31 protein-coding genes and 3 pseudogenes are annotated in these 26,588 nt (G+C 40.1%); 12 read left to right on the forward strand and 22 right to left on the reverse strand.

From position 1 onward, the window contains the following. Nucleotides 1-20 precede the first annotated feature (20 nt). Nucleotides 21-116: pseudogene (locus tag ISX45_RS20330) on the reverse strand (site-specific integrase); the annotation flags it as partial. A 327-nt stretch (nt 117-443) separates the two neighbouring features. Between ISX45_RS20330 and ISX45_RS13025 the strand changes: the two are divergent. Then, complete coding sequence (locus ISX45_RS13025) at nt 444-635, forward strand: hypothetical protein (RefSeq protein WP_181556386.1); 192 nt, start codon at nt 444-446, stop codon at nt 633-635. Nucleotides 636-1,579: 944 nt separating this feature from the next. Here ISX45_RS13025 and ISX45_RS13030 read toward each other — a convergent pair. Next, entirely contained in the window at nt 1,580-2,929 is a 1,350-nt protein-coding gene (locus tag ISX45_RS13030; RefSeq protein ID WP_181556387.1) for a glucose-6-phosphate isomerase, read from the reverse strand. 174 nt (nt 2,930-3,103) lie between these two features. Continuing rightward, on the reverse strand, nt 3,104-4,267 hold the full coding sequence (locus ISX45_RS13035) for an iron-containing alcohol dehydrogenase (protein WP_181556388.1): 1,164 nt from the start codon (nt 4,265-4,267) through the stop codon (nt 3,104-3,106). Nucleotides 4,268-4,411: 144 nt separating this feature from the next. Here ISX45_RS13035 and ISX45_RS13040 point away from each other — a divergent pair, with 144 nt between their 5' ends. Next, on the forward strand, nt 4,412-4,645 hold the full coding sequence (locus ISX45_RS13040) for a DUF378 domain-containing protein (protein WP_181556389.1): 234 nt from the start codon (nt 4,412-4,414) through the stop codon (nt 4,643-4,645). A gap of 63 nt (nt 4,646-4,708) precedes the next feature. Here ISX45_RS13040 and yugI read toward each other — a convergent pair whose 3' ends face one another. Next, nucleotides 4,709-5,086: a S1 domain-containing post-transcriptional regulator GSP13 gene (gene yugI / locus ISX45_RS13045; RefSeq protein ID WP_181556390.1), complete on the reverse strand. Its 378-nt coding sequence runs from the start codon at nt 5,084-5,086 to the stop codon at nt 4,709-4,711. Nucleotides 5,087-5,304: 218 nt separating this feature from the next. Here yugI and ISX45_RS13050 point away from each other — a divergent pair, with 218 nt between their 5' ends. After that, entirely contained in the window at nt 5,305-5,664 is a 360-nt protein-coding gene (locus tag ISX45_RS13050; RefSeq protein WP_181556391.1) for a helix-turn-helix domain-containing protein, read from the forward strand. A 158-nt stretch (nt 5,665-5,822) separates the two neighbouring features. Here the strand turns inward: ISX45_RS13050 and ISX45_RS13055 are convergent, their stop codons facing one another. Together ISX45_RS13055 and ISX45_RS13060 are read right to left on the reverse strand one after the other, a co-directional pair. Beyond that, nucleotides 5,823-6,989, reverse strand: a complete 1,167-nt coding sequence (locus tag ISX45_RS13055) for an aminotransferase (protein WP_194520706.1) — start codon at nt 6,987-6,989, stop codon at nt 5,823-5,825. Next, nucleotides 6,989-7,489, reverse strand: coding sequence for an Lrp/AsnC family transcriptional regulator (locus tag ISX45_RS13060; protein WP_181556393.1), 501 nt, complete (start codon nt 7,487-7,489; stop codon nt 6,989-6,991). The genes ISX45_RS13055 and ISX45_RS13060 overlap by 1 nt, the downstream gene beginning before the upstream one ends. Nucleotides 7,490-7,695: 206 nt before the next feature. Here ISX45_RS13060 and ISX45_RS13065 point away from each other — a divergent pair, with 206 nt between their 5' ends. Further along, entirely contained in the window at nt 7,696-8,538 is an 843-nt protein-coding gene (locus ISX45_RS13065; protein WP_194519150.1) for an alpha/beta fold hydrolase, read from the forward strand. Here the strand turns inward: ISX45_RS13065 and ISX45_RS13070 are convergent. Next, nucleotides 8,526-8,789, reverse strand: a complete 264-nt coding sequence (locus ISX45_RS13070) for a DUF1871 family protein (protein WP_181556395.1) — start codon at nt 8,787-8,789, stop codon at nt 8,526-8,528. The two genes, ISX45_RS13065 and ISX45_RS13070, sit on opposite strands and share 13 nt — an antisense overlap. Nucleotides 8,790-8,868: 79 nt before the next feature. Between ISX45_RS13070 and ISX45_RS13075 the strand changes: the two genes are divergently transcribed. Next, nucleotides 8,869-10,035 carry a MalY/PatB family protein gene (locus ISX45_RS13075; protein ID WP_194519151.1) on the forward strand — a complete coding sequence of 389 codons (1,167 nt, stop codon included), beginning with the start codon at nt 8,869-8,871 and terminating at the stop codon, nt 10,033-10,035. A gap of 46 nt (nt 10,036-10,081) precedes the next feature. Here ISX45_RS13075 and ISX45_RS13080 read toward each other — a convergent pair whose 3' ends face one another. From ISX45_RS13080 to kapD, 3 genes are all read right to left on the reverse strand, one after another. Continuing rightward, nucleotides 10,082-10,582, reverse strand: coding sequence for a superoxide dismutase family protein (locus ISX45_RS13080; RefSeq protein WP_373367396.1), 501 nt, complete (start codon nt 10,580-10,582; stop codon nt 10,082-10,084). Nucleotides 10,583-10,670: 88 nt separating this feature from the next. After that, nucleotides 10,671-10,880, reverse strand: coding sequence for a hypothetical protein (locus tag ISX45_RS13085; protein WP_194519152.1), 210 nt, complete (start codon nt 10,878-10,880; stop codon nt 10,671-10,673). 93 nt (nt 10,881-10,973) lie between these two features. Then, the gene (gene kapD, locus ISX45_RS13090; RefSeq protein WP_181556398.1) at nt 10,974-11,597 is read right to left on the reverse strand and encodes a 3'-5' exonuclease KapD; all 624 of its coding nucleotides are present in this window, start codon (nt 11,595-11,597) and stop codon (nt 10,974-10,976) included. Between the two features lie 565 nt (nt 11,598-12,162). Between kapD and modA the strand changes: the two genes are divergently transcribed. The 4 genes from modA to ISX45_RS13110 all read left to right on the forward strand — a co-directional run bounded on the left by modA (nt 12,163) and on the right by ISX45_RS13110 (nt 15,525). Next, complete coding sequence (gene modA / locus ISX45_RS13095) at nt 12,163-12,933, forward strand: molybdate ABC transporter substrate-binding protein (protein ID WP_228485549.1); 771 nt, start codon at nt 12,163-12,165, stop codon at nt 12,931-12,933. 83 nt (nt 12,934-13,016) lie between these two features. Next, entirely contained in the window at nt 13,017-13,184 is a 168-nt protein-coding gene (locus ISX45_RS20090) for a hypothetical protein (RefSeq protein WP_306465174.1), read from the forward strand. 283 nt (nt 13,185-13,467) lie between these two features. After that, complete coding sequence (locus ISX45_RS13105; protein ID WP_194519153.1) at nt 13,468-14,802, forward strand: ArsB/NhaD family transporter; 1,335 nt, start codon at nt 13,468-13,470, stop codon at nt 14,800-14,802. 378 nt (nt 14,803-15,180) lie between these two features. Then, nucleotides 15,181-15,525: a YuzC family spore coat inner layer protein gene (locus tag ISX45_RS13110; RefSeq protein ID WP_181556400.1), complete on the forward strand. Its 345-nt coding sequence runs from the start codon at nt 15,181-15,183 to the stop codon at nt 15,523-15,525. A 43-nt stretch (nt 15,526-15,568) separates the two neighbouring features. On the opposite strand, the gene ISX45_RS13115 is transcribed toward ISX45_RS13110, so the two are convergent. After that, nucleotides 15,569-15,727 carry a hypothetical protein gene (locus ISX45_RS13115; protein ID WP_181556401.1) on the reverse strand — a complete coding sequence of 53 codons (159 nt, stop codon included), beginning with the start codon at nt 15,725-15,727 and terminating at the stop codon, nt 15,569-15,571. Between the two features lie 143 nt (nt 15,728-15,870). Here ISX45_RS13115 and ISX45_RS13120 point away from each other — a divergent pair, with 143 nt between their 5' ends. Beyond that, entirely contained in the window at nt 15,871-16,470 is a 600-nt protein-coding gene (locus tag ISX45_RS13120; RefSeq protein ID WP_194519154.1) for a biotin transporter BioY, read from the forward strand. A 107-nt stretch (nt 16,471-16,577) separates the two neighbouring features. On the opposite strand, the gene ISX45_RS13125 is transcribed toward ISX45_RS13120, so the two are convergent. From ISX45_RS13125 to ISX45_RS13140, 4 genes are all read right to left on the reverse strand, one after another. Then, complete coding sequence (locus ISX45_RS13125; RefSeq protein ID WP_181556403.1) at nt 16,578-17,576, reverse strand: inorganic phosphate transporter; 999 nt, start codon at nt 17,574-17,576, stop codon at nt 16,578-16,580. Between the two features lie 18 nt (nt 17,577-17,594). Beyond that, the gene (locus tag ISX45_RS13130) at nt 17,595-18,215 is read right to left on the reverse strand and encodes a DUF47 domain-containing protein (RefSeq protein ID WP_181556404.1); all 621 of its coding nucleotides are present in this window, start codon (nt 18,213-18,215) and stop codon (nt 17,595-17,597) included. A gap of 187 nt (nt 18,216-18,402) precedes the next feature. Further along, nucleotides 18,403-19,896, reverse strand: a complete 1,494-nt coding sequence (locus tag ISX45_RS13135) for a leucyl aminopeptidase (RefSeq protein ID WP_194519155.1) — start codon at nt 19,894-19,896, stop codon at nt 18,403-18,405. A gap of 72 nt (nt 19,897-19,968) precedes the next feature. Beyond that, a complete protein-coding gene (locus tag ISX45_RS13140) occupies nt 19,969-20,346 on the reverse strand; it encodes a DUF309 domain-containing protein (protein ID WP_228485550.1) in 378 nt (125 codons plus the stop codon). Between the two features lie 91 nt (nt 20,347-20,437). On the opposite strand from ISX45_RS13140, the pseudogene ISX45_RS13145 reads away from it, so the two are divergent. Then, nucleotides 20,438-21,251 (forward strand): annotated as a pseudogene (locus ISX45_RS13145) (cobalamin-binding protein). A gap of 107 nt (nt 21,252-21,358) precedes the next feature. Here ISX45_RS13145 and ISX45_RS13150 read toward each other — a convergent pair. The 5 genes from ISX45_RS13150 to ISX45_RS13170 all read right to left on the reverse strand — a co-directional run bounded on the left by ISX45_RS13150 (nt 21,359) and on the right by ISX45_RS13170 (nt 24,629). Next, complete coding sequence (locus tag ISX45_RS13150) at nt 21,359-22,066, reverse strand: 3D domain-containing protein (RefSeq protein ID WP_194519157.1); 708 nt, start codon at nt 22,064-22,066, stop codon at nt 21,359-21,361. 107 nt (nt 22,067-22,173) lie between these two features. Then, on the reverse strand, nt 22,174-22,497 hold the full coding sequence (locus ISX45_RS13155) for a YuiB family protein (RefSeq protein WP_181556409.1): 324 nt from the start codon (nt 22,495-22,497) through the stop codon (nt 22,174-22,176). Between the two features lie 66 nt (nt 22,498-22,563). Continuing rightward, a complete protein-coding gene (locus ISX45_RS13160) occupies nt 22,564-22,689 on the reverse strand; it encodes a YuiA family protein (protein ID WP_181556410.1) in 126 nt (41 codons plus the stop codon). A gap of 138 nt (nt 22,690-22,827) precedes the next feature. Next, entirely contained in the window at nt 22,828-23,325 is a 498-nt protein-coding gene (locus ISX45_RS13165; RefSeq protein ID WP_194519158.1) for an NUDIX domain-containing protein, read from the reverse strand. An 80-nt stretch (nt 23,326-23,405) separates the two neighbouring features. After that, on the reverse strand, nt 23,406-24,629 hold the full coding sequence (locus ISX45_RS13170; RefSeq protein WP_181556412.1) for an NAD(P)/FAD-dependent oxidoreductase: 1,224 nt from the start codon (nt 24,627-24,629) through the stop codon (nt 23,406-23,408). A gap of 304 nt (nt 24,630-24,933) precedes the next feature. Between ISX45_RS13170 and ISX45_RS13175 the strand changes: the two genes are divergently transcribed. Next, nucleotides 24,934-25,926 carry an NAD(P)/FAD-dependent oxidoreductase gene (locus ISX45_RS13175; RefSeq protein ID WP_181556413.1) on the forward strand — a complete coding sequence of 331 codons (993 nt, stop codon included), beginning with the start codon at nt 24,934-24,936 and terminating at the stop codon, nt 25,924-25,926. 134 nt (nt 25,927-26,060) lie between these two features. On the opposite strand, the gene ISX45_RS13180 is transcribed toward ISX45_RS13175, so the two are convergent. Both ISX45_RS13180 and ISX45_RS20095 read right to left on the reverse strand, forming a co-directional pair. Beyond that, nucleotides 26,061-26,282, reverse strand: coding sequence for a lipopolysaccharide assembly protein LapA domain-containing protein (locus ISX45_RS13180; protein WP_181556414.1), 222 nt, complete (start codon nt 26,280-26,282; stop codon nt 26,061-26,063). Nucleotides 26,283-26,403: 121 nt separating this feature from the next. Beyond that, a pseudogene (locus ISX45_RS20095) lies at nt 26,404-26,495 on the reverse strand (iron-sulfur cluster assembly accessory protein); the annotation flags it as partial. Between the last annotated feature and the right edge of the window lie 93 nt (nt 26,496-26,588).

The raw sequence follows: 26,588 nt of genomic DNA on the forward strand, positions 1-26,588 counted from the left end.
TTGTATCTTGGTTGACATCAATGTACCTTGATTTCTTGCAGTATTGCCACGTCTTTGGTCTGTTGGCAAAAGTGATAACCAGATGTTTTACGGAGCGTATATGTTTCGATCTCATCTGCTTGTTATGCCCGTTGCAGCTTTTAATTAAATATTCATCATCTTCTTTTTCCCCAATGCAATAATTCAACTACCCCTTTAATGAAGTCGTAATACGAACCCCTGTATGGATGGCAATTAAATACAGCATATAGTCCCGTTCGTTCTGCTCTTTCAAAAATCGCTGAATCCCCTCAACCTCTCTGTATCACAAATCTGCTGAACAAAATTCATGATGAAATCCCCTCACTTTCTTCATCAAAGTAGAGCACGATTTTGTAGCCAAACGCCTAGAACGTTGGCTACACTTTCGTTCTATGGGAAAGTCGCTGAAGTACTTGTAAACAATGGCTTCGTTCCCAAAGTACAAAATGAAAGACGGCGACAAGCGGACGTTTAAAATGGATGCCGGGATTGATTCTGCTACTACAGCAATCAGAAAAGGATTCAAAACAAAAAAAGCACAACTGACCGCCGCGCAATTAGAGTGCGAATTGTCCAATCAAACACAAATGAAGAAAATAACCATTTGCTTGTGAAAGATTACTTTCTTGAGTGGGTAGAGACATACAAAAAAGGAAAAGAACAGACTTACAAAACCCTTTCAAATAAAAACTTTATCCCCTAATTCGGTTATTTACGAGTAAACGATACTTCCCGCCGTCAGTACCAAAAATTCATTAACCAATTTTATTGAAAAAGATCAACAGTAAAATACATTCATAACATCTTCAATAGCGCCATGAAAGATGCTGTTGAATCAGGAATTTTTGAAAAACTCCTTGCTCAAATATTGTTATAAAAAAATGAACCAGAAAAATTCGAATGACATTTACTACTGAGAAAAAGAACATGTACAAAGGTTTTTAAAAACGATTATCGAAACAGACAAAACGATATTACTTTTTCGCAACGTTCATCTATACCAAATAGTTAAAGGTAAAGCGATAACATTACATCGAGAAGACATCGATTTTGAATTAACATTAATAAAACATGAACGTATCACCGAAAAAATGAGGGATCTTTTGATCCGCCTAAAAAACAAAAACTTCTAAGAGAACGATCGATTTGGGCCCATTCATTAGCTGCAGATTTAAAAATTTCGGCTAGATCAAATGAAAAAACAAAATGAAATTCCGTTCCGCCTATTCGAATCTTAACTTCGTTTTTTTGTAAATCATATGGCTCAAAGCTAAAGGACCGCACACTCCATAAAGCATTTGAAAGAATTAAAAAGAAAGCAAGCGTGCCCGATATCCGCATTCACGATTGGTGTCACACATTTGTTGTACTGAGTCTAAAGGTGGTATACCACTTGAACCAATCCAACATGATTTTGGACATGAAACTAGTTCAATAATAAACCCAAAAAAATTCTCGGAGTACATGTCTAACAGCTCTTGAAAAAATGTGGTCAAAAGCTATTTTTGTACTCCGAGAAAAGAATGATTTTTAGTCAGTATTTTACTGAAAAATATCGTTATTTCAAGCGTTTTTCAAGCTCTGCTTTTTTCTCTTCATAGCCTGGTTTTCCAAGAAGCGCAAACATGTTGACTTTGTATGCCTCAACGCCCGGTTGGTCAAACGGATTGACGCCTAACAAATAGCCGCTCATCGCACATGCTTTTTCAAAGAAATAGACAAGGTAGCCAAATGTATATTCATTTAATTCAGGAAGCGTAACGACTAAGTTCGGTACATTGCCGTCCGTATGCGCTAATAACGTCCCTTCAAATGCTTTTGTATTGACAAAATCAACTGTTTGACCAGCTAAGTAATTCAATCCGTCTAAGTCGCTTTCTTCGGCCTCAATCACTAAGTCATGACGCGGTTTTTCTACTTTTAATACCGTTTCGAATAAATCGCGTCGACCTTCTTGAATATATTGACCGAGTGAGTGAAGATCTGTTGAAAAGTTCGCAGATGCCGGGAAAATACCTTTTTGGTCTTTTCCTTCACTTTCTCCAAATAATTGCTTCCACCATTCTGCAAAATACTGTAACGCTGGTTCGTAGTTAATTAACATTTCAATCGTTTTCCCTTTATTGTAAAGAATGTTACGAACCGCTGCGTATTGATAAGCCGCATTTTCTTCAAGCTCGGATTTACTGAAATCTTCACGTGCTTGGGCGGCCCCTCTCATCATTTCTTCAATGTTCGCTCCGCTTACGGCAATTGGAAGCAAGCCAACCGCTGTTAACACAGAGTAACGACCACCGACATCATCCGGAATGATAAATGTTTCGTATCCTTCTTCCGTCGCTAGCGTTTTTAATGCCCCGCGCGCACGGTCAGTTGTCGCATAAATGCGTTTGCGTGCTTCTTCTTTTCCATACTTTTCTTCAATAAGCTTGCGGAAAATACGGAACGCAATCGCAGGCTCTGTCGTTGTTCCTGATTTCGAAATGACGTTAATGGAAAAATCTTTACCCTCCAGCAAATCCATTACATCTTTCATGTATGTGGAGCTAATGTTATTGCCGACAAAGATAATTTGCGGTGTTTTCCGCTTTTCTTTTGGAAGCGCGTTATAGAAAGAGTGCTGAAGCATTTCAATCGCCGCGCGCGCTCCTAAATAAGAGCCACCGATACCGATGACAAGCAGTACATCGGAATCCGATTGAATTTTTGCTGCCGCTTTTTGAATGCGGGCAAACTCTTCACGGTCGTAAGCAACAGGAAGATCAATCCATCCTAAAAAGTCATTTCCTGCCCCTGTTTTTTCATGCAATGAATGATGGGCTACCTTCACAGCGTCACGCAAATATGTAAGCTCATGTTCTCCAAAGAAAGACAATGCCTTTGAATAATCAAAACGAATATGTGTCATACACTCGTTCCTCCAAACGAAAAATGTTTTACCTTCTTACACTTTAGCGAAACAAGCTTCGATAATCAAGTTAGCCGGCACATTGTAAGCGGATTCATTTGTGACATTTTTAGAAAAAAGTGCCGCGAAATATAAAAAAGGGAACCGCCCATCGTTGACGGTAGCCCTGTTTTATTAAAGCGATGCGCGTAAAATCGCTAACACATCGTCTCGGTTTAACTTTTTGAACTTACCAAATTCACCACGTGCCATCGCTTTATCTGCCATTAATTCAAGATTTTCTTCACCGATTCCGTAATCAGCTAATCGAGAAGGCGCACCAAGACTTGCCCAAAACTCACGCAACTTTTCAATTCCTTCTAAAGCAACTTCACGGTCTGATTTTCCATCTGGATTTACATCAAAGACGCGAACAGCTAATTGTTTAAAGCGGCCAACATTTTCGTCGAGCACATGCTTCATCCAGTTTGGGAATAAAATCGCCAATCCTCCGGCATGAGGAATATCATAGACAGCGGAAACAGCATGTTCGATGTTATGTGTCGCCCAGTCTCCCTGTACTCCCATTTGTAAGAAACCATTTAATGCAATCGTTCCACTATACAAAATCGTTTCACGTAATTCATAATTTTCTAAGTCGCTCACAAGCTTTGGTGCTGCTTCCATCACCGTGCGCAATACGGCTTCACACATACGATCTTGCAGCGGTGTATTCGTTGCTTGATGGAAATATTGTTCAAATACGTGCGACATCATGTCCACGATGCCATAAATCGTATGATCTTTTGGTACGGTCAACGTATAAGTCGGATCTAAAATTGAGAATTGCGGGAACGTCACTGGGCTGCTCCATCCGTATTTTTCTTTCGTTTCCCAGTTCGTAATGACGGAACTAGAATTCATTTCAGAGCCAGTGGCAGCTAAGGTTAAAATCGTACCAAATGGCAGCGCCTCCGTTACCGTCGTTTTCTTCGTAATGAAATCCCATGGGTCCCCATCATATTTCGCTCCTGCAGCAATTGCTTTTGTACAGTCAATGACACTACCGCCGCCAACAGCTAATAAAAATTCGATATTGTCTCTTTTGCAGATCTCTATCCCTTTACGTACCGTAGACAGACGCGGATTCGGTTCAACTCCCGGAAGTTCAAATACTTCAGCGTTCAATTCCCGCAAAATGTTGATAACCTCGTCATATAAACCATTTCGTTTAATGCTTCCTCCACCATATACAAACAACACTTTTTTCCCATATTGCGGAAGCTCTTGTTTCAGTTGCTCAATTTGGCCTTTTCCAAAAATTAATTTTGTCGGATTGCGAAAAATAAAATTTTGCATATGTACTAAACCTCCTTTCTTTTTATTATGGATGCTTTTTCCTTCTCCTGTAAAGTAATTCGATTTTCAAGAAGCAATGCATATTTTTAGCATTGATTATGCAATCTATAAGCGAACGATTCAAAATTAAGGAGGGATCTATTTATGGGTGCACTTCAACGCTTTGCACTATTACTTACGATTATCGGTGCGATTAACTGGGGTTTAATAGGCTTCTTCCAATTCGATTTAGTAGCAGCCATTTTTGGCGGACAAGATGCCGCTTTATCTCGGATTATTTACGGCCTTATTGGTATTGCCGGATTAATTAACCTTGCACTTCTGTTCAAGCCAGCCGAAGAACTAGGACGTACAGAACCAAAAACTTCTCGCACATAAAAACAACAGGGGCTGAACAGGACAAAAACGTCTAACACTCACCTCATTCGGTGAGTGTTCATTTTATTTATTGAGCAAATCTTCCCGTTTTGATTGTTCAATCCATTCTTGAAGCTTTTCTCTCAATATGTGAAATCCCGTTGCTGTTTCAAGTGCTGCTTTTACTTTTGCTTGCCGTTTTCCTTTCTGAGAAGATTCCGTTGTCTCAACAGCCCTCATTGAAAGGCTCGCACGTTTTGCTTCTTTGTCAACAGCAAGCACTTTCACCGTCACTTCATCTCCTACTTTGACATAATCATGAATATCTCTTACAAACTCACGTGAAATCTCAGAAATATGAACAAGCCCTTGTATTTCTCCATCAAGGGCAACAAAGGCACCATACGGCTGAATGCCTGTTACTTTCCCTTTGACAATACGTCCTACTTCAATTTTTGACAAGCGAAACACTCCTATTTCATTAAATTTGGATACTTTTGGATATGCAATTTTACATTATATCATTGTTCATCTTTTGAATCAAAAACAGAAGCGATATGACAAATTCGACAAATTGAGTAACATTCCTTTTTCTATCTGTAAAATGGATGTAATTTCCATATCATCACGAATAAAAAATGGTATGATGGGGATAAAGGAAAGGGAAGGAGGACAAAGAGATGAGCACAATTGGTGAAAATATTAAAATGTATCGCGAGCAACGAAAGATGACTCAACAAGAATTGGCGCTAAAGGTGCGTGTTGGAACAGCCACTATTCAAAAGTACGAGTCCGGGGAACAAATTCCTGACACACAAACCATTCTAAAACTCTCTACTGCACTAGATGTCCCTGCTTCTGAATTAATGGAAAGGGAAATGTACAATTCATCAGAAATCGATCCAGAAATTGAGCATTTAATTAAGGAGATTGGAGTAAAAAGGGCGAAGTTAATTTTGCGGAAAGCAAAGGAATTTAGCGAGGAAGATTTTTTGCGAGTGATGCAAATGCTATACGACATTAAATATAACAAATCCTAATTTGTTTTATTGTTTTATTTCTAAAACACACGGGCATTCATATAGCAAACGATTCGTTTTCCCATTTTTATCACCGATCGACAAATTCCCAAACAGGGATTTGTCTTTTTTATTTTTATTGTTCCGCCACGCTTTGAAAACGGTGGCGGAACAAGAAGTTATAAGCGAGACAAAAATCGTCTCATTCGTTTGATCGCTTCTTGCAGTTGCTCGAGCGAAGAAGCGTATGAGCAACGGATATATCCTTCTCCGCTTGCGCCAAACACATTTCCCGGAACGACAGCGACTCTTTCTTCAAGCAACAGCTGTTCGGCAAACTGTTCGGACGTCAACCCGGTCGACTGAATAGATGGAAACGCATAAAAGGCTCCTCCCGGTAGATGACAGCGCAAGCCTAGTTCATTTAATGATTGTACAAAATAGTTGCGCCGGCGCCGATAGCTTTTTTTCATTTCTTCCACATCTTGTTCACCATGTTTTAGAGCTTCAATTGCCGCGTATTGAGCCATTGTTGGAGCACACATCATCGTATATTGGTGGATTTTTAACATCACCTGTAAAATTGTGGAAGAGGCTGCTGCAAAGCCAAGACGCCAGCCTGTCATCGCAAACCCTTTGGAAAAGCCGGATACTAAGATCGTTCGTTCACGCATGTCTTCAATGGCCGGAAAACTCGTATACGGTTCGTCATACGTCAATTCTGCGTAAATTTCATCGGAAATGACAAGCAAGTCATGCTTTTTCACAATACGCGCAATCGCCTCAAGCTCTTCTTTGTGTAAGACCGTTCCTGTCGGGTTATTCGGAGAACAAAGCATAAGGGCTTTTGTTCGACTCGTAATAACGGATTCAATCTGTTCTGGCTGAATCTTAAATTCATCTGCCCCCCTCGTTTCAAGCGGAACAGGTACGCCACCAGCCAGTTCCACAAGCGGGCCATATGAAACGAAACTCGGCTCAACAACAATGACCTCATCACCTTGATTGACGATGGTCCGCAATGCTAAATCAAGTGCTTGACTCGCTCCGACTGTTACAATGATTTCTGTTTCCGGAGCATACTGGACTTGAAATTTTCGGGACAAATAGGCCGCAATTTCTTGCCGCAGTTCTAATAATCCTGCATTCGCTGTATAGGACGTATAACCTTGTTCGAGCGATAGAATACATGCTTCCCGAACACTCCATGATGTGATAAAATCCGGTTCTCCAACTCCTAATGAAATAACCCCTTCCATGCTTGCTGCTAAATCAAAGAAACGCCGAATACCAGATGGCTTAAGACGGGTAGCTGTTTCCGACAAATACGTTTTCGTGCCGTGCATCATGGTGCCACCACGATACGCCGATCTTGTTCTCCTTGATCAAACACCGTACCATCGTGTTTATATTTTTTCAAAATGAAATGCGTTGTCGTTGAAATGACGGAATCGAGCGTTGACAATTTTTCAGAGACAAATTGGGCCACCTCTGACATTGAACGCCCTTCGATGATGACGGATAAGTCATACGCCCCTGACATTAAGTAAACAGACTTTACTTCCGGGAAGCGGTAAATTCGCTCCGCCACTTCATCAAAGCCGACACCTCTCTTCGGTGTCACTTTTACATCGATCATCGCCGTTACACCTTCATGTCCATCAACTTTCCGCCAATCGACAATGGCAGCATATTGGACAATCACTTTCATTTCCTCAAGTTTCTTCAAAATGTCCGCTGTCTCCTCAAGCGACAATGACGCCATTTTTGCTAACGTATCCAGCGGGATACGCGCGTTTTTTTCTAATATTTCGACGATTTCTAATTCTTTTTCTGTTAGCTTCATCTCCATCCCTCCCTACCAAGATTTTCACATAAAATCGACCCATTTGCACGAAAAAAATTACAAAAGATACAATTAGGTTACAATAAGAAAAAATGGCGGTATCTCACCCGCCTTACCAGTAAACATGCAGCTTTTCAGCTTCAACTCTATATACGTTGGTACAACATTCCCATAGTAACCATAACACGAAGCAGGAGGTGTAAAAAATGTCAATCGCACTCACGAACGCTCAAACCGTCCGTATCCGCGAAGTGAACATTTATTATGAATTATATAACTTTCATGAACAGCGTCCAGTAATCGTTTTGTTGCATGGATTTCTGTCTTCTGCCTTTAGCTATCGCCGGCTAATCCCGCTATTAATGAACGATTTTTCGATCATCGCCATAGACTTGCCACCGTTTGGAAAAAGCGAAAAATCTACGCGGTTTCGTTACACGTACAAAAATCTTGCCCAACTTGTCATTGATTTGCTCCATCATTTACAAATTAGAAAATGCACGCTCGCCGGACATTCGATGGGCGGACAAATTTGTTTATACATCGCGCGAATGCAGCCTCAGATCGTGAAACAAATCATTTTACTTTGCAGCTCGGGTTATATGAAACGAGTCGGAAAATCGCTTCTATTTTCTACTTATATTCCGTATTTCCATTTATATGTGAAACGCCGACTTTACGAACAAGGAGTCGAAAAAAACTTGCTGCAAGTCGTTTATAACCATTCGCTCATCGATGATGAAATGAAAAAAGGATATGAACAGCCTTTTTACGATGAACGAATATTTAAGGCACTTATTCGATTTATTCGCCATCGCGAAGGAGATTTGTTATCGACTGACTTGCAAAAAATCGATATTCCGACTTTGCTTCTGTGGGGGGAAAATGACCGTGTCGTTCCGATCAAAATTGGAAAAAGATTACACCAAGATTTACGCAATTCCCAATTCATTTCATTTCCAAACACAGGTCATCTTCTTCCCGAAGAAAAACCGGATGACGTCTATCGCCAAATGATTCAGTTTATGGGTGAATTTCATGGAAGCTGACAGGAAGCAGCTTGCTTTAGTTCTAATAGCTGTTTTGCGATTTTCATGCATTGTTCCAAAGGAATTACTTCCTCGAAAGAGAATTCATAAATAGCTTGAATTTTTTTAGCCAACGGATAGAGCTCATCATATTCATGAACAGCCTGTAGTACGTCAACAGCTTCCGTCTCATACGCGTCACAACCATAACCGAGCGGATCCCAACGCTGAATGATACGAACGAGCATTTGATTTACTTGTTGCATGTCCATGGTTGTCGACCACCTTTCGTAGCGAAATTGATGAAACATACAAAAATTATAAGCCAAAAAAGAAGGGAGAGGAAACAGAATGTACTGCTTCGATGAAGTAATTGAACGGCGAAATACGCACTCTGTTAAATGGGATGGAACAGAACGTTTTTTTGGAGCCAAAGACGTATTGCCGATGTGGATAGCTGATATGGATTTCCAAGCTCCGTTGCCTGTCATAGAGGCTCTATCTGAACGAATCAAACATGGTGTTTTTGGCTACACAACCATTCCCTCTTCGTTAAAAGAAGCGCTGAGCAGTTGGCTGCAAAAAAGACATCAGTGGATGATCGATAGTAAGTGGATATCATTTTCGACGGGTGTCGTTCCCGCTTTAGCGACAGCGATCGAAGCATTCACTTCTCCCAACGACCGAATTGTTGTCCTTACACCGGTTTATCCTCCTTTGTTTCAACTTGTAAAAAAAAACGGACGGGAACTTGTTACCAGCTCACTCCGACTTACGGATAAAAAGTATGAAATCGATTGGGACGATTTACACGAAAAAATTAAAAATGCCAAAGCATTGATCCTATGCAGTCCGCATAATCCCGGAGGGCGAGTATGGACGAAAGAGGAACTAACGAGATTAGGAACTCTCTGCGTGGAACACAATGTCATTGTCATATCTGATGAAATACATGCTGATTTAACATTACCGCCACATCAGCATACACCATTCGCTTCCATCAATGAGACATTTGCCGAAATAAGCGTGACGTGTATAGCGCCGACAAAAACGTTTAACCTAGCCGGACTGCAGGCAGCGGTGATTATCATTCCGAGCGAAACATTAAAAAAGCAATTTGAGGCAGCACAGCACCGGCAAGGTTTTTTCACGTTAAATACGTTTGCCGTTGTTGGAGCAGAAGCAGCGTACCGCTATGGTGCTGAGTGGCTTGATGCGCTTTTATCGTATCTTCAACAAAATATCGACAATACTTCTTTGTTTTTCGAAAAACACTTACCGAAACTCAATGTCATTCGCCCAGAAGCCTCTTACCTCGTTTGGATTGATTGCCGCCGCCTCGAAAAAACAGAACAACAACTAAAGCAGCTCCTTTTGCATAAAGGAAAAATCGCCGTCGATCTAGGCAGCAAATTCGGCGAAGAAGGTCGCGGCTTTATCCGCCTGAACGTCGCCTGCGCACGTCAAACATTAGAAGATGCCCTACACCGGATCTCCATCGCTTTTGAAGGCTTGTAGCAAAAAAAGAAGGCTCTCTTTTATCGTAATATCGAGCCTTCTTTCTTTATTTTGAATTTTTAATTTCACCACAAGCAATGCGCCCACCGGCATCTCCTGCTGGTTGTGTCATTCCATCATCTTTCCCTGCATGAATCACAAGCGATGTTCCGTCTTTCGTTAATAATGTTCCCTTTCCTTCCTTCAGCGTGACATCTGGAGCTATAAATTCCGCTTTGACCGTCCCATCTTCTTTCACAATGATGTTCGGCAAGTCGCCAGCATGCGCCCCCTCCGGATGGAGCAAGCCATGTTTTTTCCCATCAGGATTATAGTGATCACCAGCTGATTGAAAATCAGGCTTTTTGCAAAGCGCTTTTTCGTGAATATGAATTGCATGTTCTCCCGGAGGAAGCCCTTCTAAATCAAGCGTAAATTTCACTCCTTCCGGCTGTTCCGATAATTTCACTGTTCCTAACGAATCTCCCGCACTATTGATCATGTTAACTTCCTTTTTAGTCGGCGCGGACTCTTGACAGCCGCTGATAAAAGCAATGATTGCAAAAATAGAAACTATTTTTTTTAACACAAAACAAAACCCCTCCAGCAATATATTTTTTCACTTAGTATTGCCAAAGAGAGGCCTTTCTAAACGATTATTTTTCACTATGAATCATGTTCTCTCGTTTTAACCGTTCTTCCAATTGCTTTGCTTTTTCCTCTTGATACTTCGAAACTTTGATAATGAGCCGCATCGTTAAAATCGCCGCAATTAAAAAGATTGTACACGTAATCGCTGCAGGAATATATTCTCTTTTATCCTCTGGAAAATATAAAAATAAGTTTAATATATAATAAAACGGCATAGTTTCGCCAACCTTTCATTCATAAAAATCTGAATTAATTTTTATTATACCAAAAATAAATGAGCCAAACCACTAAACAAGTGACTTGGCTGACTATAAAGCAAACTTTTTTAACAATTGACTTACATCAATTCTCTCCCCGATCGTTGGCGGTTTCGGTTTTGCTAAATACTTTTTATCTTTTTCAACAAGTTTAAAAATATTATACGTCGTGAATGCATCATCCAAGGCACAATGAGGTTTACCGACACCTTCGTTTCCATATTCTTGCACCGCTTTTCGCAATCCAGTCTGATTTTGTTTACCAAAAAACAATTTATATTCCATCGCTAAATCACGATGCTCTCCTGTAAACGGAAATGGAAGATTAGCCTGCAAACAATTGTGCTTGAGCACCTTCATGTCCATATTCCCCCACGTAACAACTGTACTTGGGCACAAGCGGTCATACTCCTTTAACAAAGCTACTAATTCAGTAAAACTGATTCCTTCATCGACCTGTTCTTGGGTAATATTTAAAAACACTTTACACCTATCGGTTAAAATCGGAAATTTGTTCGGTTTCACATATGCAGAAAATTGATCATGCACTTCGTCATTCATCACAGATACAAGACCAACCTCAATAATTTCTGGAAAAAACCCACTTGGCTTCGTTTTACTTTCCGGCATGGTAAACTCGAAATCAAGAAATAAATATTGATGTTCTTCTGACATGCTCCTCTCCCTTTCCATTCCGCTTCCCTCTTATACATTTGCGAATAACATTATTATTTTTATTATATCATGAGAGAGCATTATTTTATTTCTTTTTTCAGAAAATATAAAAAAAGGGCGAATGAAAGTATGCACATTTCTAGTAAAAAAGTCGTTCTTTCCTCGCGAATACGTTATAATGATATAAATATTGCTTGAATTACCATCACATTCACTTCGTTTCTTTCAAAATGGAAGACTCTTGGGTAATCTCCCAAAGAAAATTGACCAGGTTCGCCGGATCATCTCGGTCTGAATGCGAAAATCTTGTACATCGGACTCGACAAGCCGATGATCGTTTCGTTTTTGCTTTTTGATTAACACGGCGCGGATCGGGCAGGATTGCGACGGGCAGTTCTTTTTCCATCGCAATCCTGCATCTTTCGTTCTCAAGGAACAATCTTTATTACAGAACATGTATTTGTATCGAACTCCAAAAAGCTGTTCATCTTCCACTTTTATTCGTCACGCCCTGAACCTGTCAAAGTGGGAGCCTTCTTGCACATTTACGATAAGGGGGAGAATTATGTTAAAAAAATGGGTTTCTTGTTTATGTATGGTGTTGTTACTTGTTAGTTGCACTCATTCACCTGACAAAAAAGTAACGATAACTGTCGCAGCAGCCGCAAGTATGAAAGATGTTCTTACATCGATTGGCAAGCAATATGAGAATAAACATCCTGCGACCCATCTTGTCTTTAATTTTGCTTCATCTGGCACATTGCAAAAGCAAATTGAACAAGGCGCTCCTATGGATGTATTTATTTCCGCCGATCCCACTTCGTTTCGCCAGCTAAAAGAAAAACGTCTCGTCATATCTAAAAGAAACGAGCCTCTCGTATACAACGAGCTCGTTCTCATTGTTCCAAAACAGCGCCAAAATGGGGTTCATTCACTTTCCGATACGACGAACCCAGCCGTTCAATCAATAGCAATCGGCATTCCTGAAACGGTTCCTGCAGGAGCGTATGCAAAACAATGGCTTCAATCGACACATCTTTGGGAGAAGCTTCAAGGGAAATTGGTGTTGGCCAAAGACGTTCGCCAAGTATTAACCTACGTCGAATCAGAAAATGTTGATGCAGGGATTGTATATCGAACAGATGCCCTTTCTTCCGATAACGTTCTCATTACCACAAAAGCACCTGACTCTTTGAATCGCAAAATTGCTTATGATGCTGGAGTTGTCGCTTCCTCCTCTCAAACAAAAGAAGCACAACAATTCATCAAGTATTTATACTCTCGTGAAGCGAAGCAGGTATTTAAACAGTACGGGTTTCTAATAGAGAGAAAGTAAACAGTTTTCTCCCATTTGTTTGAGTATTCAAAAGAACAAATATAATAGTTCCAAATGTCGTTTGTCAAAAGGGAGGACCCAGAGTGAGAAATGTTGTCATTCATAAAATTGTAACGTTCATCTTTACAGAGGAACAGTTAAAAGCATATTGGAAAAACAAAAAAACAGATCTCCCATTCACTTCCTTAACAAATGAACAATATATGAAGTTAGCGGAAGAAATCCTTCACCATTCTTCCCATAGCCAATGATAACAACACCTCATCGGCCAAGGGTGGCGAACAGAGGAAGAAGCGGAAGGACTTATCATTGACGAAGATGAATCGCGTAACGATATTCATGTTGAAATCGTTGATACATCTGTACGTGCGCAACCATCACACAAACTGTTTGTGGACCGCTTAACGGAAATTACCTGTCCGCATTGCCAATTTTCTTTTTATATTCGAAATTTAAAAGGAAAGCCGTCATGGAAATGCCCGTCATGTGGAAATTCCATCAATTAACCGTCCTAACGCTTCAGCAAAGGAGTGAATGATCTTGCATGAAACAGCAGCAAACGAAATATCAAACATTCAATATTATGCTGCCATTGCCATTTTTCTTATTACATATGCCATTATCATTTCGGAAAAAATCAATCGTGCTGTCATTGCATTACTTGGCGCTGCACTGATGATTATTTTTGGTATTGTTGATTTACAAAAAGCATTTACCTATCATATCGAATGGGGAACGATCACTCTGCTCATCGGAATGATGATTCTTGTCGGCATTACAAGCAAATCAGGATTTTTCCAATATGTCGCGATTAAGGCAGCGAAACTGGCCAAAGGAAAGCCGATTCGCATTTTAGTCATTTTATCTCTATTAACCGCTGTCTTATCAGCGTTTCTTGATAATGTAACGACGGTATTATTAATTGTTCCCGTCACGTTTTCGATTACACGCATCTTAAACGTCAATCCTGTTCCATATTTAATATCAGAAGTATTGCTTTCCAATATCGGGGGAACGGCAACATTAATCGGTGATCCGCCGAATATTATGATCGGCTCAGCGAACAAGCATCTTGATTTTAACGACTTTTTATTAAACTTAACGCCGATTATTATCATCATTATACTTGTGACGGTAGCGATTCTCGCCTTTATTTACCGTAAACAATTAAAATCTAACCATCAACTCATCAGCGAATTAATGAAAATTAATGAAAAGGATTATATAAAAGATGAGGTTTTACTGAAAAAATCCGTATCGGTATTAGCATTGACCATCTTAGGGTTTATTCTTCATTCTGTCATTCATGTGGATGCTGCTGTCATTGCGATGACGGCAGCAATCGTGCTTATGATGATCGGCGTACAGGAGCATGAAATCGAGGACATATTTCACTCGGTGGAATGGGTTACCATTTTCTTCTTTGCCGGCTTATTTACATTAGTCGGAGGGCTTGTTGACATTGGCTTAATTAAAAGTCTTGCTGAAAGGGCGTTAGAAGTAACTGATGGCAATATTTCTGTTGCGGCATATTTTATTCTCTGGGTATCCGGATTTGCTTCGGCCACGATCGATAATATCCCATTCGTGGCCACGATGATTCCACTGATTAAAGATATGGTGATTGGAATGGGATTATCTCCCGATTCTCCACAAATCGATGTATTATGGTGGGCATTGGCTCTTGGTGCGTGCTTGGGCGGAAATGGTACCATTATCGGTGCTTCCGCTAATGTCATTGTTGCAGGAATCGCTTCACGTGAGGGACATGGCTTTAGTTATATGGATTTCTTGAAAATTGGTGCTCCTTTGACAATCATTTCCCTATTGCTATCTCATGTTTATTTATTTCTCCGTTATTTAATGTGATAAACAAAAAGAGCAGGAAGCATTTCTTCCTGCTCTTTTTTATCAAAACGCGCATGCTATTGAGGATAAGAAAATCATACCATTTTTAAAGAGAGAGCCTATCAAGAACAACGTACGTAAGGACTCATTCTACTAGTTTAGAAACAGCAGTTGCGGCAGCAGCACTCTCAATGAAGCAAAGCTGTAAAATTGACCAAATGATTTCTAACGATGTATTCGTCTTAACTCATATTGTACCTGGCGTAATCGATTGATTTAGTAAGCATCGTTAGTTTTACCAAAAACAGAAAAAAAGAGCGGTTTATGAAAGAAATTCGCTCCTTTTTCCTGTTTTGTACATATAGTAGTATAGAAAATTGCTTATTAGGAGGGGTTTTCATGATATATGATTCTGCTTTTCCTCCCCTGTATCCGCCTCGACAATACCCGCCTGTCGACCCGACATTGTTTGGCCAATCAGCAACTGCTGCACAAAAGCTCATGAAGGATGCAAGCGTCATTTTAGGAAAATTAGCAAGCTCCAAATCATTTGCGTCAAATGTCATGTCGGCTGCCCAAGCAGGCAAAACAAAAGAAGTGCAAAAATCAATTCAGTCGCTCGGGATTCAATCAAAAGTCGATGTTTACTTTAATCCAGACGGAATTCGTATAACATTATCTCCGCCGTCCGGTACGTTTGATTGTTGTCGCCTTGCTATTGGATTACGTTGGATCGTCTTTTAGTGTCAAGCTGTTTGGCCTCTTGCCGAACAGCTCTTAACTATGTTTATGCATTATCGTTTTCATCAAATGGTTGTTTTACTCCGATATTGCTGGCGTCTCTCAAATCATATCCGTCGTCATTTTTGCTTACATGGATGATATCTTCATTCGCTCCCATTTTACTGGCCCGTTCAATTTCACGAATGTAATCATTGAATTCCATCACTATTCACCTAACCTCATACTAAAGTCATTATAGTGTTTCCATTGTCTTTACTGAATATGTGTATTGCCGAAAAATCCAATTGACATCTGCCTCATTGTTCGATACGATTTTGTTAACTATAAAAAATAGGAGGTTTACATATGGGAACCACTCAACCAAAATGGCGTGCCCTTGATTTCACGCTCGTAGGTATGTTCGCAGCATTAATGGCCATCGGTGCAAACATCACATCATGGGCACCGTTTTTAGTCATTGGTGGAGTACCAATCACCTTACAAACATTTTTCTGCGTGCTCGCTGGGGCGATTTTAGGGCGCCGCTTAGGTGCTTTAGCGATGATCATTTACATGCTGATCGGACTTTTTGGTGCCCCTGTATTCGCTCGGTTTTCCGGCGGATTTGGAACGATCGTCAGTCCAACATTTGGCTTTATTTTATCATTTATCCTTTCTGCCTACGTAACAGGGCTAATTACTGAAAAAAGCAACCATCCTTCAATGGTTCGGTTTATTGTCGCTGCATTAGCAGGAATGGTCATCAACTACATCGTCGGTACAAACTGGATGTATTTTGCTTATAAATTTTGGGCAGCCGCACCGAAAGGCTTTTCTTACAGCATGGCATGGGGATGGATGCTCGTGCCTCTACCAAAAGATCTCATTTTATCTGTTATAGCTGGCGCGATTTCGCCTCGTATTTATTCATCCATTCACAAATCGACCTCTTATCATCTTGCTTAGGATAGCACGATGTTGCATGTTAGAGAGGATAAGTTTTGCAGAGTGGGATGTCTGCGCAAATGTATCACAAGTAAAAAAAGTGCATGCGTTGGCATGCACTTTTTTTACTAGATAAATAACTTAAAAACTTGATACACAAACCCAGCAATTAACGCTGATACAGGCAATGTAATAATCCATGTTAAAACAATGCGTTGAGCAACGCCCCATTTTACGCCTTTCACGCGTTGAGCCGCACCAACTCCCATGATGGCAGACGAAATGACATGCGTAGTACTCACTGGTAAATGGAATGTCGTAGCGGTAAAAATAATTAATGCAGAAGATAAATCCGCCGCAGCTCCGTTGACCGGACGAATTTTCATAATTTTTCCACCAACGGTTTTAATAATTTTCCATCCACCTACCGATGTACCAAGCCCCATCGCTATAGCTGCAGAAAGTCGTACCCATTCAGGAATATCAGTAGAAGTATGATAATTGGCCGCAATCAACGCCATCGTAATAATCCCCATTGCCTTTTGTGCGTCGTTTGTTCCGTGTGTATATGCTTGCAGTGCTGCTGTTACGACTTGGAACATTCGGAACCCTTTTGTCGTTCTAGAAAGGTTAGCATTTTTAAATAAGCTGCGAAAAAGAGTCATCATGACAAATCCAACTGCTAACGCGAGGAATGGGGAGATAATTAGTGACTCTAAAATTTTCAAAAATCCTTTGTAGTTTAAAATATCGAAACCAGCCGCCGAAACTGCCGCTCCAGCAATTGAACCAATCAGTGCATGGGACGAACTACTTGGAATCCCGTAATACCATGTAAGTAAATTCCACACAATGGCCGCTGTTAACGCCGCTAAAATCACAATCGAACCGTTTTCTAACGTAAACGGATCAACAATATCCTTCGTAATCGTTTTGGCTACACCTGTAAAAGTCAAAGCTCCAAGTAAGTTCATCGTTGCTGCAAGAATAATTGCTTGACGCGGTGTTAACGCTCTCGTTGAAACGGATGTTGCAATTGCATTCGCTGTGTCGTGGAAACCATTAATAAAATCAAACGCTAACGCGAAAATAACAATAAGAACGGTAAGTGTGAGTACTGTATCCATATGAAGTGCAGTCTCCTTTTACGCGTTACGCATAATAATCGTTTCAATGGTATTTGCAACATCCTCACAGCTGTCCGCGATTTCTTCTAACATTTCGTATAGCTCTTTATACTGAATCAATTTGATCGGATCTTTCTGTGTTACAAATAAGTTTTTAATCGATGCACGTAAAATTTCGTCACATTTTGATTCAAAATCTTTAATTTGAATCGCATGTTTTCTCATCTCAATTAACTTCTTGCTTGCCAATAACTTTAACGCATCGGCAATTTCAATCGTACTTTTGTAAATATTATCAAAAAATTTAATCATATGATCATCAATCTCAGTAAATGAAAACATTTCTAAACGAGCCGCACATTGTTCTAATCCATCCAGTACATCATCCATTTTCATCGCTAATTGGTGAATATCTTCGCGCTCAATCGGTGTAATAAATGTTTTATTTAATGCCACAACCAGTTCATGAATGAAAGAGTCACCTTTCCGCTCATACTCTTTCATAACGCGCGCAAATTCTTTTAAATCGCTTAAATTATGAATTTTATACTCCACAAAATATTGTGCAGCCTCTTTTACGTTCTCTGAAATGGTAAATAACAAATCAAAAAAAACATCCTTTTTTGGCGAGAAAATCATATGAAAACCCCCATTTATTACAATATTAAAAAATGAGCCACCCTGTCTTATTTTATCAACAATTGTCGAATTTACAACAATGTATCAAAAACTTTACACAAAATTTACATTACCTTCACATTTTGTACATATAAAATACCAAAATAAAACGAAGCCAGCATACAGCTTCGTTCTATATTATTCAAAATTATTCAAATCGTTCAACCAATGTAGCAAGCGTCCGTACCATCACACCGGTTGCTCCTGCTGGACCGAGGTCGTGTTCCTTCGATGTGACAGACGTTCCAGCAATATCAAGGTGAATCCATGGCGTATCCTCAGCAAACTCGGCAAGGAACGCACCGCCCATAATCGCATGTCCTTCACGTCCCGGTGAATTATTGAGGTCAGCAATTTTACTGCTGCGCACGCGTTCTTTATCTTTTTCCGTGATCGGTAAACGCCAAATAAACTCCCCTGTTTCTATCGATGCCTCTAATAGCTGTTCAAATAACGCTTCGTCATTCGTCATTGCTCCTGTCGTATGAACGCCGAGCGCCACAATGACTCCGCCCGTTAATGTCGCAACATCAATAAGATAATTGGCACCATGATGCTTCGCATACGTAATCGCGTCAGCCAAAATAAGGCGCCCTTCCGCATCTGTATTTTTTACTTCAATCGTTTTCCCGCTCATCGATGTAATGACATCATCCGGTTTGAACGCATCGCCACTAATGACGTTATCCGTCGCTGGAATGACTGCTACAACGTTTTGTTCCGGGCGAAGTTCTCCGATAATTTCCATCGCTCCAAGCACGGCTGCTGCCCCAGCCATGTCTGTTTTCATATCAACCATACTCTCTCTTGGCTTAATGGAATAGCCTCCCGTATCAAATGTTACCCCTTTTCCGATAAGACCGATGACGTTCTCCCACGTTTCTTTGCCCTGATATTTGAGAACGATCATCTTCGGCGGTTCCGTCGATCCTTTATTCACAGCGAGAAACGCACCCATACCGAGCTTTTCCATATCATCTTTCTCAAGTATTTCGCACTCAAAATCGTACTTTTGCGCTAGTTTGACTGCATAGTTCGCTAAGTCTGTTGCCGTTAATAAATTGCTCGGTGTATTCACTAATGTCCGAGCGGAATTTGTTGCTTTCCCATACACACGGCCAACAAATGCACTTGCTTCTATTTCAGATTGATCCGCTTCTGTATAAATCGCGATATTTTCTAATTTCTTTTCCGGTTCGTTTGTTTTTTGCTTATAACCAGCAAATTGATACGTCGCAAGTAAAAGTGCTTCAGAAAGAGCATGAGCCGCTTCATTTGCATCAATTCGTTCATTCGTGAAGGTATCAAGAGCGACCGCCACTTCTGTTAATTTCGCTTCCTTCAAAGTTTTAAATAACTTACCGAACGCTTCTCGTAGCACTTCAAACGTCAACTCTTCTTCTTTTCCTAATCCGACAAAATAAAGACGCTTCACTGCTGTCTGACCAAGTGTGTGTACTTTCGAAATTCGTTTTTTCTTCGCTGATATGTCGCCTTCTTTTAACAAAATCGTTAATTGCCCGTTAAGCTGTTCATTCCATTTCGCTGCAATTCCGCTAAGAGGCTGGTTTTTATCAAAAAGCCCTATCACTACAGCCTCATGCGGCGCATCAAACAACCCATCTTGCTTCACGGTAAACATCCAGCTCCCTCCCTAATTTATCCCTTTTCTTCTCCATTATATAGGAAGCAGTAAAATATTTCGATAATCACATTAATCATGCAAGTATAACACAAGGGGAGGAAGTAATGGAAGTCGATCGATTTCTGAAAAATCAATGCGATCCACATCTGTTGGAATGATAGCAAGACAATGCTCAATGTAGGTATAAATCTCTTCCACATCGACTCCCCAATAAAACGGGCGATATTTCTGCAAGTAATCACGAGCGACTTGCATCATCGACCTTGCACCTTTCACATTACCATAGCTGTAATGATAAAGCGCTACCGTCATTTGCAGCAAACCTTTAATAAATAAGTTTTCCTTATCAGCCATCCAAATTTCTTCTAATAAGTCGTGACAGGTATAATAGTCGCCTTCGTTAAACTTTACAAAAAATTCGTAATATTCCGTTGGATAATGTGCCAAAACTTCTCCCTCCCTTTTTTCATCATAACACAAGGAAACGAAAGAGAACGAGTGGAATAAAAAGAGGAGCGACAAATAAAGGAGTGGTACGATGAAAATCATTTCTCTTTGCCCAAGCAATACGGAGCTTATTGCCTATCTAGGATTGCTCGATCATCTCATTGCCGTTGACGAATACTCCGATTGGCCACCATCCGTACGCGCATTGCCACAAGTCGGACCTGACTTGAACATTGATATCGATAAAGTGGAAGCGATGAAACCAGATCTCGTGCTTGCCTCTTTAAGCGTTCCCGGTATGGAAAGAAACGTCATCGAACTACAAAAGCGAAACATCCCCCATCTCGTGCTGCAACCTCATTCATTAAACGATATTGCCGGCGATTTGCTTCGGTTAGGGGAAGCGCTTAATCAACAAAAGCGAGCACAAACGATTGTAAGTCGCTATCATGCTTTCATTGATAAGTATAGACAACTAGCAGAGAAAATTGAGCAGCGAGCGCAGGTTTATTGGGAATGGTGGCCAAAGCCTGTTTTTACGCCCGGAAAAGCAAACTGGTTAAGTGAAATAAGCGAATTAGCGGGGGGGAACGAATATTTTTGCAGATATAAAGCAAGCAAATATACAAACAAACTGGGAAGAAGTGAAAGTGCGAAATCCTGAACATATTTGTCTTGTGTGGGTCGGCGTGCAAACAGAGAAAATGGACAAAAACATCGTCAAAAAACGGCCGGGATGGGAAGAGATCGAGGCTGTCCGAACCAATCGTATTTATGTTCTTGAAGAAGCCCTCTACTGTCGTCCTTCTCCGCGCCTGTTAGTTGGATTAAAAAAACTCGCTCCCCTCCTTCACCCCTATATTTTCCCAAAAGACGACGGTATCGATTGTCTTCTCGGCCAATAAAAATAAGGGCAAGGTTTCTGCCTGCCCTTTTCCAAGGAGCAATAATATTCCTTCAATCACAAACAGCCAATGGTATACGAAACGATCACGGCGCCTCTGCTTTTCTTTTAACTCTTCGATTTTAAATATTGTTGCCTAAATACTTGCATTGTCTCGTCTTCATTAAGTTTTTTCAATTCTTCTTCAGATAACGTTCCACTGCCTTTTTTCACAATGTACACTTGAACCTTTTTCTTGCCCCAATATTTGTATACATCTTCTACTGTCTCATAGTATAAGTCAAGGCGGTTCCCTTTGATGGCTCCTCCCTTGTCCGCAACGACACCGTAGCCATATCCGGGAATAAAAAGAATAGTACCAATCGGGAAAACATTCAAATCAGCAGCAATAGTAGAGTATAAGTCCCTTTTCACTTTTACTCCCGAATACGTGATTCCATACTCTGGGTGTCCCGGTGATTTTCCTGTTGACTCGGCTCCTGCTGTATAGCCAGTCGCAACGACAGTAGCAGATGGATATTTTGACCAATCAAATGCTTCTTCTAAACTGACAGAATCATTGACTGTTTGCACGGATGAAATTTGTGTCTTCGTTGCCGGTTTATAATGCGCCCAATCATTTTGACGATCTGCCAATAAATGTGGTTCTATATCTAAGTTGTCAAAAAATCGCTGTCCATAAAAATGTGAATCATAAAGCCAATCAGTTAACATTTTTGCTTCTACACCAGAAATCGATTGAAAAGTGGTTAATAAAGCAAAGCAGAATAAACTACACATGATAGATCTTCTTATTATATTTCTTATAAAGCTCATTTCCTCACTCCTCTCACAGCTCTATTTATTTCCAAAGAAAAAAAGAAATATTCATTGTGAGAGAAGTGAGAAAAATTAAAAAAGCCTCCGCTTAAGATGCGAAAGCCTTAAAACATTTGATATCCTTTTGCCCGCAGCGTTCGAATGACAATTCCAGCGCAAATCGCTCCGACTAATCCGCTTCCAAGAATCATTACATCTGCCGGTGCTAACGACATAATTTTATGTTTTAATGCAGAAAATGAAGCGCTTGGCGCTGTAAAATATTCAGTCCATCTCACGTCATCAATAATGAATATAAAAATGATTGGACTTAAAATCGCCATGATCCATGTCTGCCTTAATATCATATTTAATAAAAAGCCGATACCAAAAAATAATACGAAAAATAGCAACATCGATATGATTAAAACGGGTAAGCTCATTTCCATCCCCATCACCTCCAGTATATCCTTTTTAAGTGTACTGAATGACCGATGGGGAGTCAACGAAGACGATTATTTATTTTTCGGCTCTGTTCCTTTTCCGGAACAACAATAACATGTTTCTGACCCGCCTAAAAGCAATTGAACATATCCGTGCCCCGCACAATATGGACATAGCGTTTGTTCTGTTTGTTTCATTTGTTATTCCCCTCTCTGTTTTCTTAATTTTCTGATAATATAACAAAATTTCATCTAAAAAGAAAAGGGAGAATTTCCGCCATTTCCATTGATGTAAACGGATACATCAACATTATGCTTTCATTTTCTTTGTATATCTCATTTTTTCGAATTTTTAAAATAAAGGTGATATTTTGTGTATCCAAACGGCTCTCCTGGATTCATACCATCATGAAGTGATAAGTACGAAAAAGGCTCTAATTGCAATAAATGCAACAATAATGCTGATGTATTTTTATCTTCTTTTAAAACTTCTTTTTTCGAAAATGTGGCTGTCCATAATTCTTCTGTTTGAACGATAATCTTTTCTGATAAAGCTCGGAGCAGGAAAATAGCCATATTATCGCTTACTTCATCGCGGATGACACCGGTGCGCATTCCGATCAATCCAACAATTTCTGCATCAATGCCTGTCTCTTCTTTGATTTCACGAACCGCCGCCTCATCTAACGTTTCCCCTGGTTGTACAAACCCTGCTGGTAGCGACCATTTGTCTTTTAATCCCCCGTATTTTTTCTTTACAACAAGCCATTCTCCAGCTGAGTTGATCACTAATCCAGCCGCTGCTAACCATACATTGCCGCGCTTCTCTCCCATATTCACCATCCCTTTTCGATAAAAAAATAACGAAAAAGGGCAAACATGAAGGACTTGTCCTTTCGTTTGCCCAAATCGCATTAAAAGAATTTAAATTTTCCTTTTTTCATGACAAGCGATGGACCACCGATTAAATAAAGCGCACGGTTGTCAATCATTTTTTTCATGAAGCTTGCTTTTGTGCCCCACATTTTTTTGCCAAAGACAACGCCAATCGCATCATCATGACCAAGTGAGCATACCGTTCCTTTAATATCTGGTTTGAACGGTTGCAATTCTCCTTGCTCACGAATTAACACAGCGAGGTTTTTCGCACATAGCTCACCTTGTTGCATCGCAATTTGCGCCGTTGGTGGGTATGGACGATTGGTTTCTTCATTAATGACTAACGAACAGTCCCCAACAATGAAAATGTTGTCATGGCCAGGAGCACGTAAGAATGGGTCAACTTTAACGCGACCGCGCATAGCTTCAAAGCCGGATTCATCAATCACATAGCTTCCGCGGACACCGGCTGCCCAAATAACAGTTCCAGCTTTAATTTCTTCGATTTCATCGCCTTTTGCCACAATAATTCCATCCGGTGTACATTCTTTAATGGCCGTTCCGATTTTAAATTCGACGCCTTTACGTTCTAATAGACCAACCGCATATTCAACTAACTCTGGATCAAAGCCCGGAAGTGCTGTTGGCGCCGCTTCTACACAAATAATACGCACTTTATGCGGGTCGATATCATACTCACGGCAAAGCACTGGAACACGATTTACAAGTTCCCCTAAAAATTCAATACCTGTAAATCCAGCACCGCCAACAACGATAGTCAAGCGCTCATCACGTTTTTCTTCTTCTGTGTTATACGTAGCAAACTGATATTCAATATGCTCGCGAATTTGGCGTGATGCATTGACATTGGCAATCGAAAACGCATATTCTTTTAACCCTTTAATGCCGAATGTCTCTGATTCAAAACCAAGCGCAACAACTAAATAATCGTAAGAAAGTTCCCCGTTTTGCAAAATGACTCGTTTTTCATCTGGAACAATTTTTACAACGGTATCTTTCACAAAGTTCACTTTGTTGCGGTCAATGACATCAGCGATTGGGTAACGTACACGATCATGGTGCAACGTACCTGCAGATGCTTCATGGAGCCATGTCGTTTCGTAATGGTAATCATTTTTGTTCACTAACGTAATGTTTGCTTCATTGACACCGACCATTTTTTGCAAACGTACGGTCGTCATTAAACCGCCATAACCAGCACCTAAAATGACAACATTTGGCTTTTTCAACGAAATCACTTCCACCCTTTTTTAGATTTTGCAGCTTACGTATATCTTTTGCCGCTACATACTTTTTTATTGAACGAAGTTTGTGAACTAATTCACGATAATAGATAAAAAAATACAAAAAATCGTAAAAAAATTGTCGTAAAATCTTAACAATCTATCCACTAAAACATATTAGTCCTTTTTTTGAATCTTTTCAAGTCATTTTTTCAAATTTTAAAGGTAAAAAATACTTTATGTGATTTTTTTATGATATGATAGGATTAGCCGTCTATCGGGTATAGACAATTCATGTTTAAGGGGGAACTAGTCAGTCATGAAAGAGGATCAAAAAGTGTATGACATCACGATTATCGGTGGTGGCCCGACGGGATTATTTACAGCCTTTTACGGTGGAATGCGCCAAGCTAGTGTCAAAATTATCGAAAGTTTGCCACAGTTAGGCGGACAGCTTTCTGCCCTTTATCCCGAAAAGTATATATATGATGTTGCTGGATTCCCAAAAATTCGTGCACAAGAACTTATTAATAACTTGAAAGAACAAATGGCAAAATTTAATCCAACTATTTGCTTAGAACAATCCGTTGAAAAGTTAGAAAAACTAGACAACGGCATTTTTAAGTTAACAACGAATAAAGAAATTCACTATTCCAAAACTGTAATCATTACAGCGGGGAACGGTGCATTCCAACCACGTCGTCTCGAGCTTGAGAGCGCGGCACAATACGAAGGCAAAAACTTGCATTACTTCATTGATGATTTAAATAAATTTGCTGGACAAAAAGTACTTGTTTGCGGTGGTGGAGACTCTGCGGTAGACTGGGCATTGATGTTAGAGCCGATTGCTGAAAAAGTCACCATTGTGCATCGCCGCGATAAATTCCGTGCTCACGAACATAGCGTAGAAAATTTAATGAACTCACGAGTAGAAGTAAAAACACCATTTGTTCCAGTTGAACTAATTGGCGATGAAAACGGCGTTCGTCAAGTAATACTCGAACATGTTAAAGACGGATCACGCGAAACGATTGATGTTGATGCGGTTATCGTCAACTATGGTTTCGTTTCCTCGCTCGGTCCAATTAAAGAGTGGGGGCTTGAAATTGAGAAAAACTCGATTAAAGTGAACTCCAAAATGGAAACAAATATTCCGGGCGTGTACGCGGCAGGAGATATTTGCACGTATGAAGGAAAAGTTAAACTAATCGCCTGCGGCTTCGGTGAAGCTCCAACAGCGGTAAACAACGCAAAAGCCTATATTGATCCGAATGCAAAAGTACAACCTATGCATTCTTCTTCCATGTTCTAATCATCAAAGCAGGGATGTCTTTGCTCGCAAGACATCCCTACACATCTATTCCGTTTCTAGAGATAAAGCAGATAGCTTTGTCTTTTTCTCCCTTAACATACTCGTTTTTCCTTTCACTCTTCATTTTCCTTTGATCACATTTTGACTTGTCGTCGCAACATAAAAAGGCGAAACCGACCGATAGAACCAATGATGATTCCTCCCGTCACTGTTGATCCTAAAACCACAATAATCAGTGGCTTCTCGGTTTTTCCCAATAAATAATGAACAGAAATGCCTTCCACATTCGCAACGGCAAAAATGGCTATAATGATCGCCGATAAGAGTGCCAATATAAAATTCCATTGCAGTTTCACAATCCTTCCCTTCTTTAATGTATAAAGGTGAATGGTGTTTAATTTATTGCTTTTAATGAATACATTTACTCAATAAAAAATCTCCTTAGCGAAAAAGAAACGATCGTTAAGGAGATCATCATTAGCATTGCTTCGGCATACTAGCATCGTCGCTGTTCGAAATGCCGAACCACAACCACACGTTGCAATGGCATTCGGATTATTCATCGTAAATTATGCGGTATGTTTGCCGGAGATTCAAACGCATAATATCAATGTTTTAATCCAATTATGCAAAGGTCTGAGGATTGTTTTAACGTCATTTCT

Origin of the sequence: Thermaerobacillus caldiproteolyticus (assembly GCF_015326725.1) — a bacterium.
Lineage (GTDB): Bacteria > Bacillota > Bacilli > Bacillales > Anoxybacillaceae > Thermaerobacillus > Thermaerobacillus caldiproteolyticus.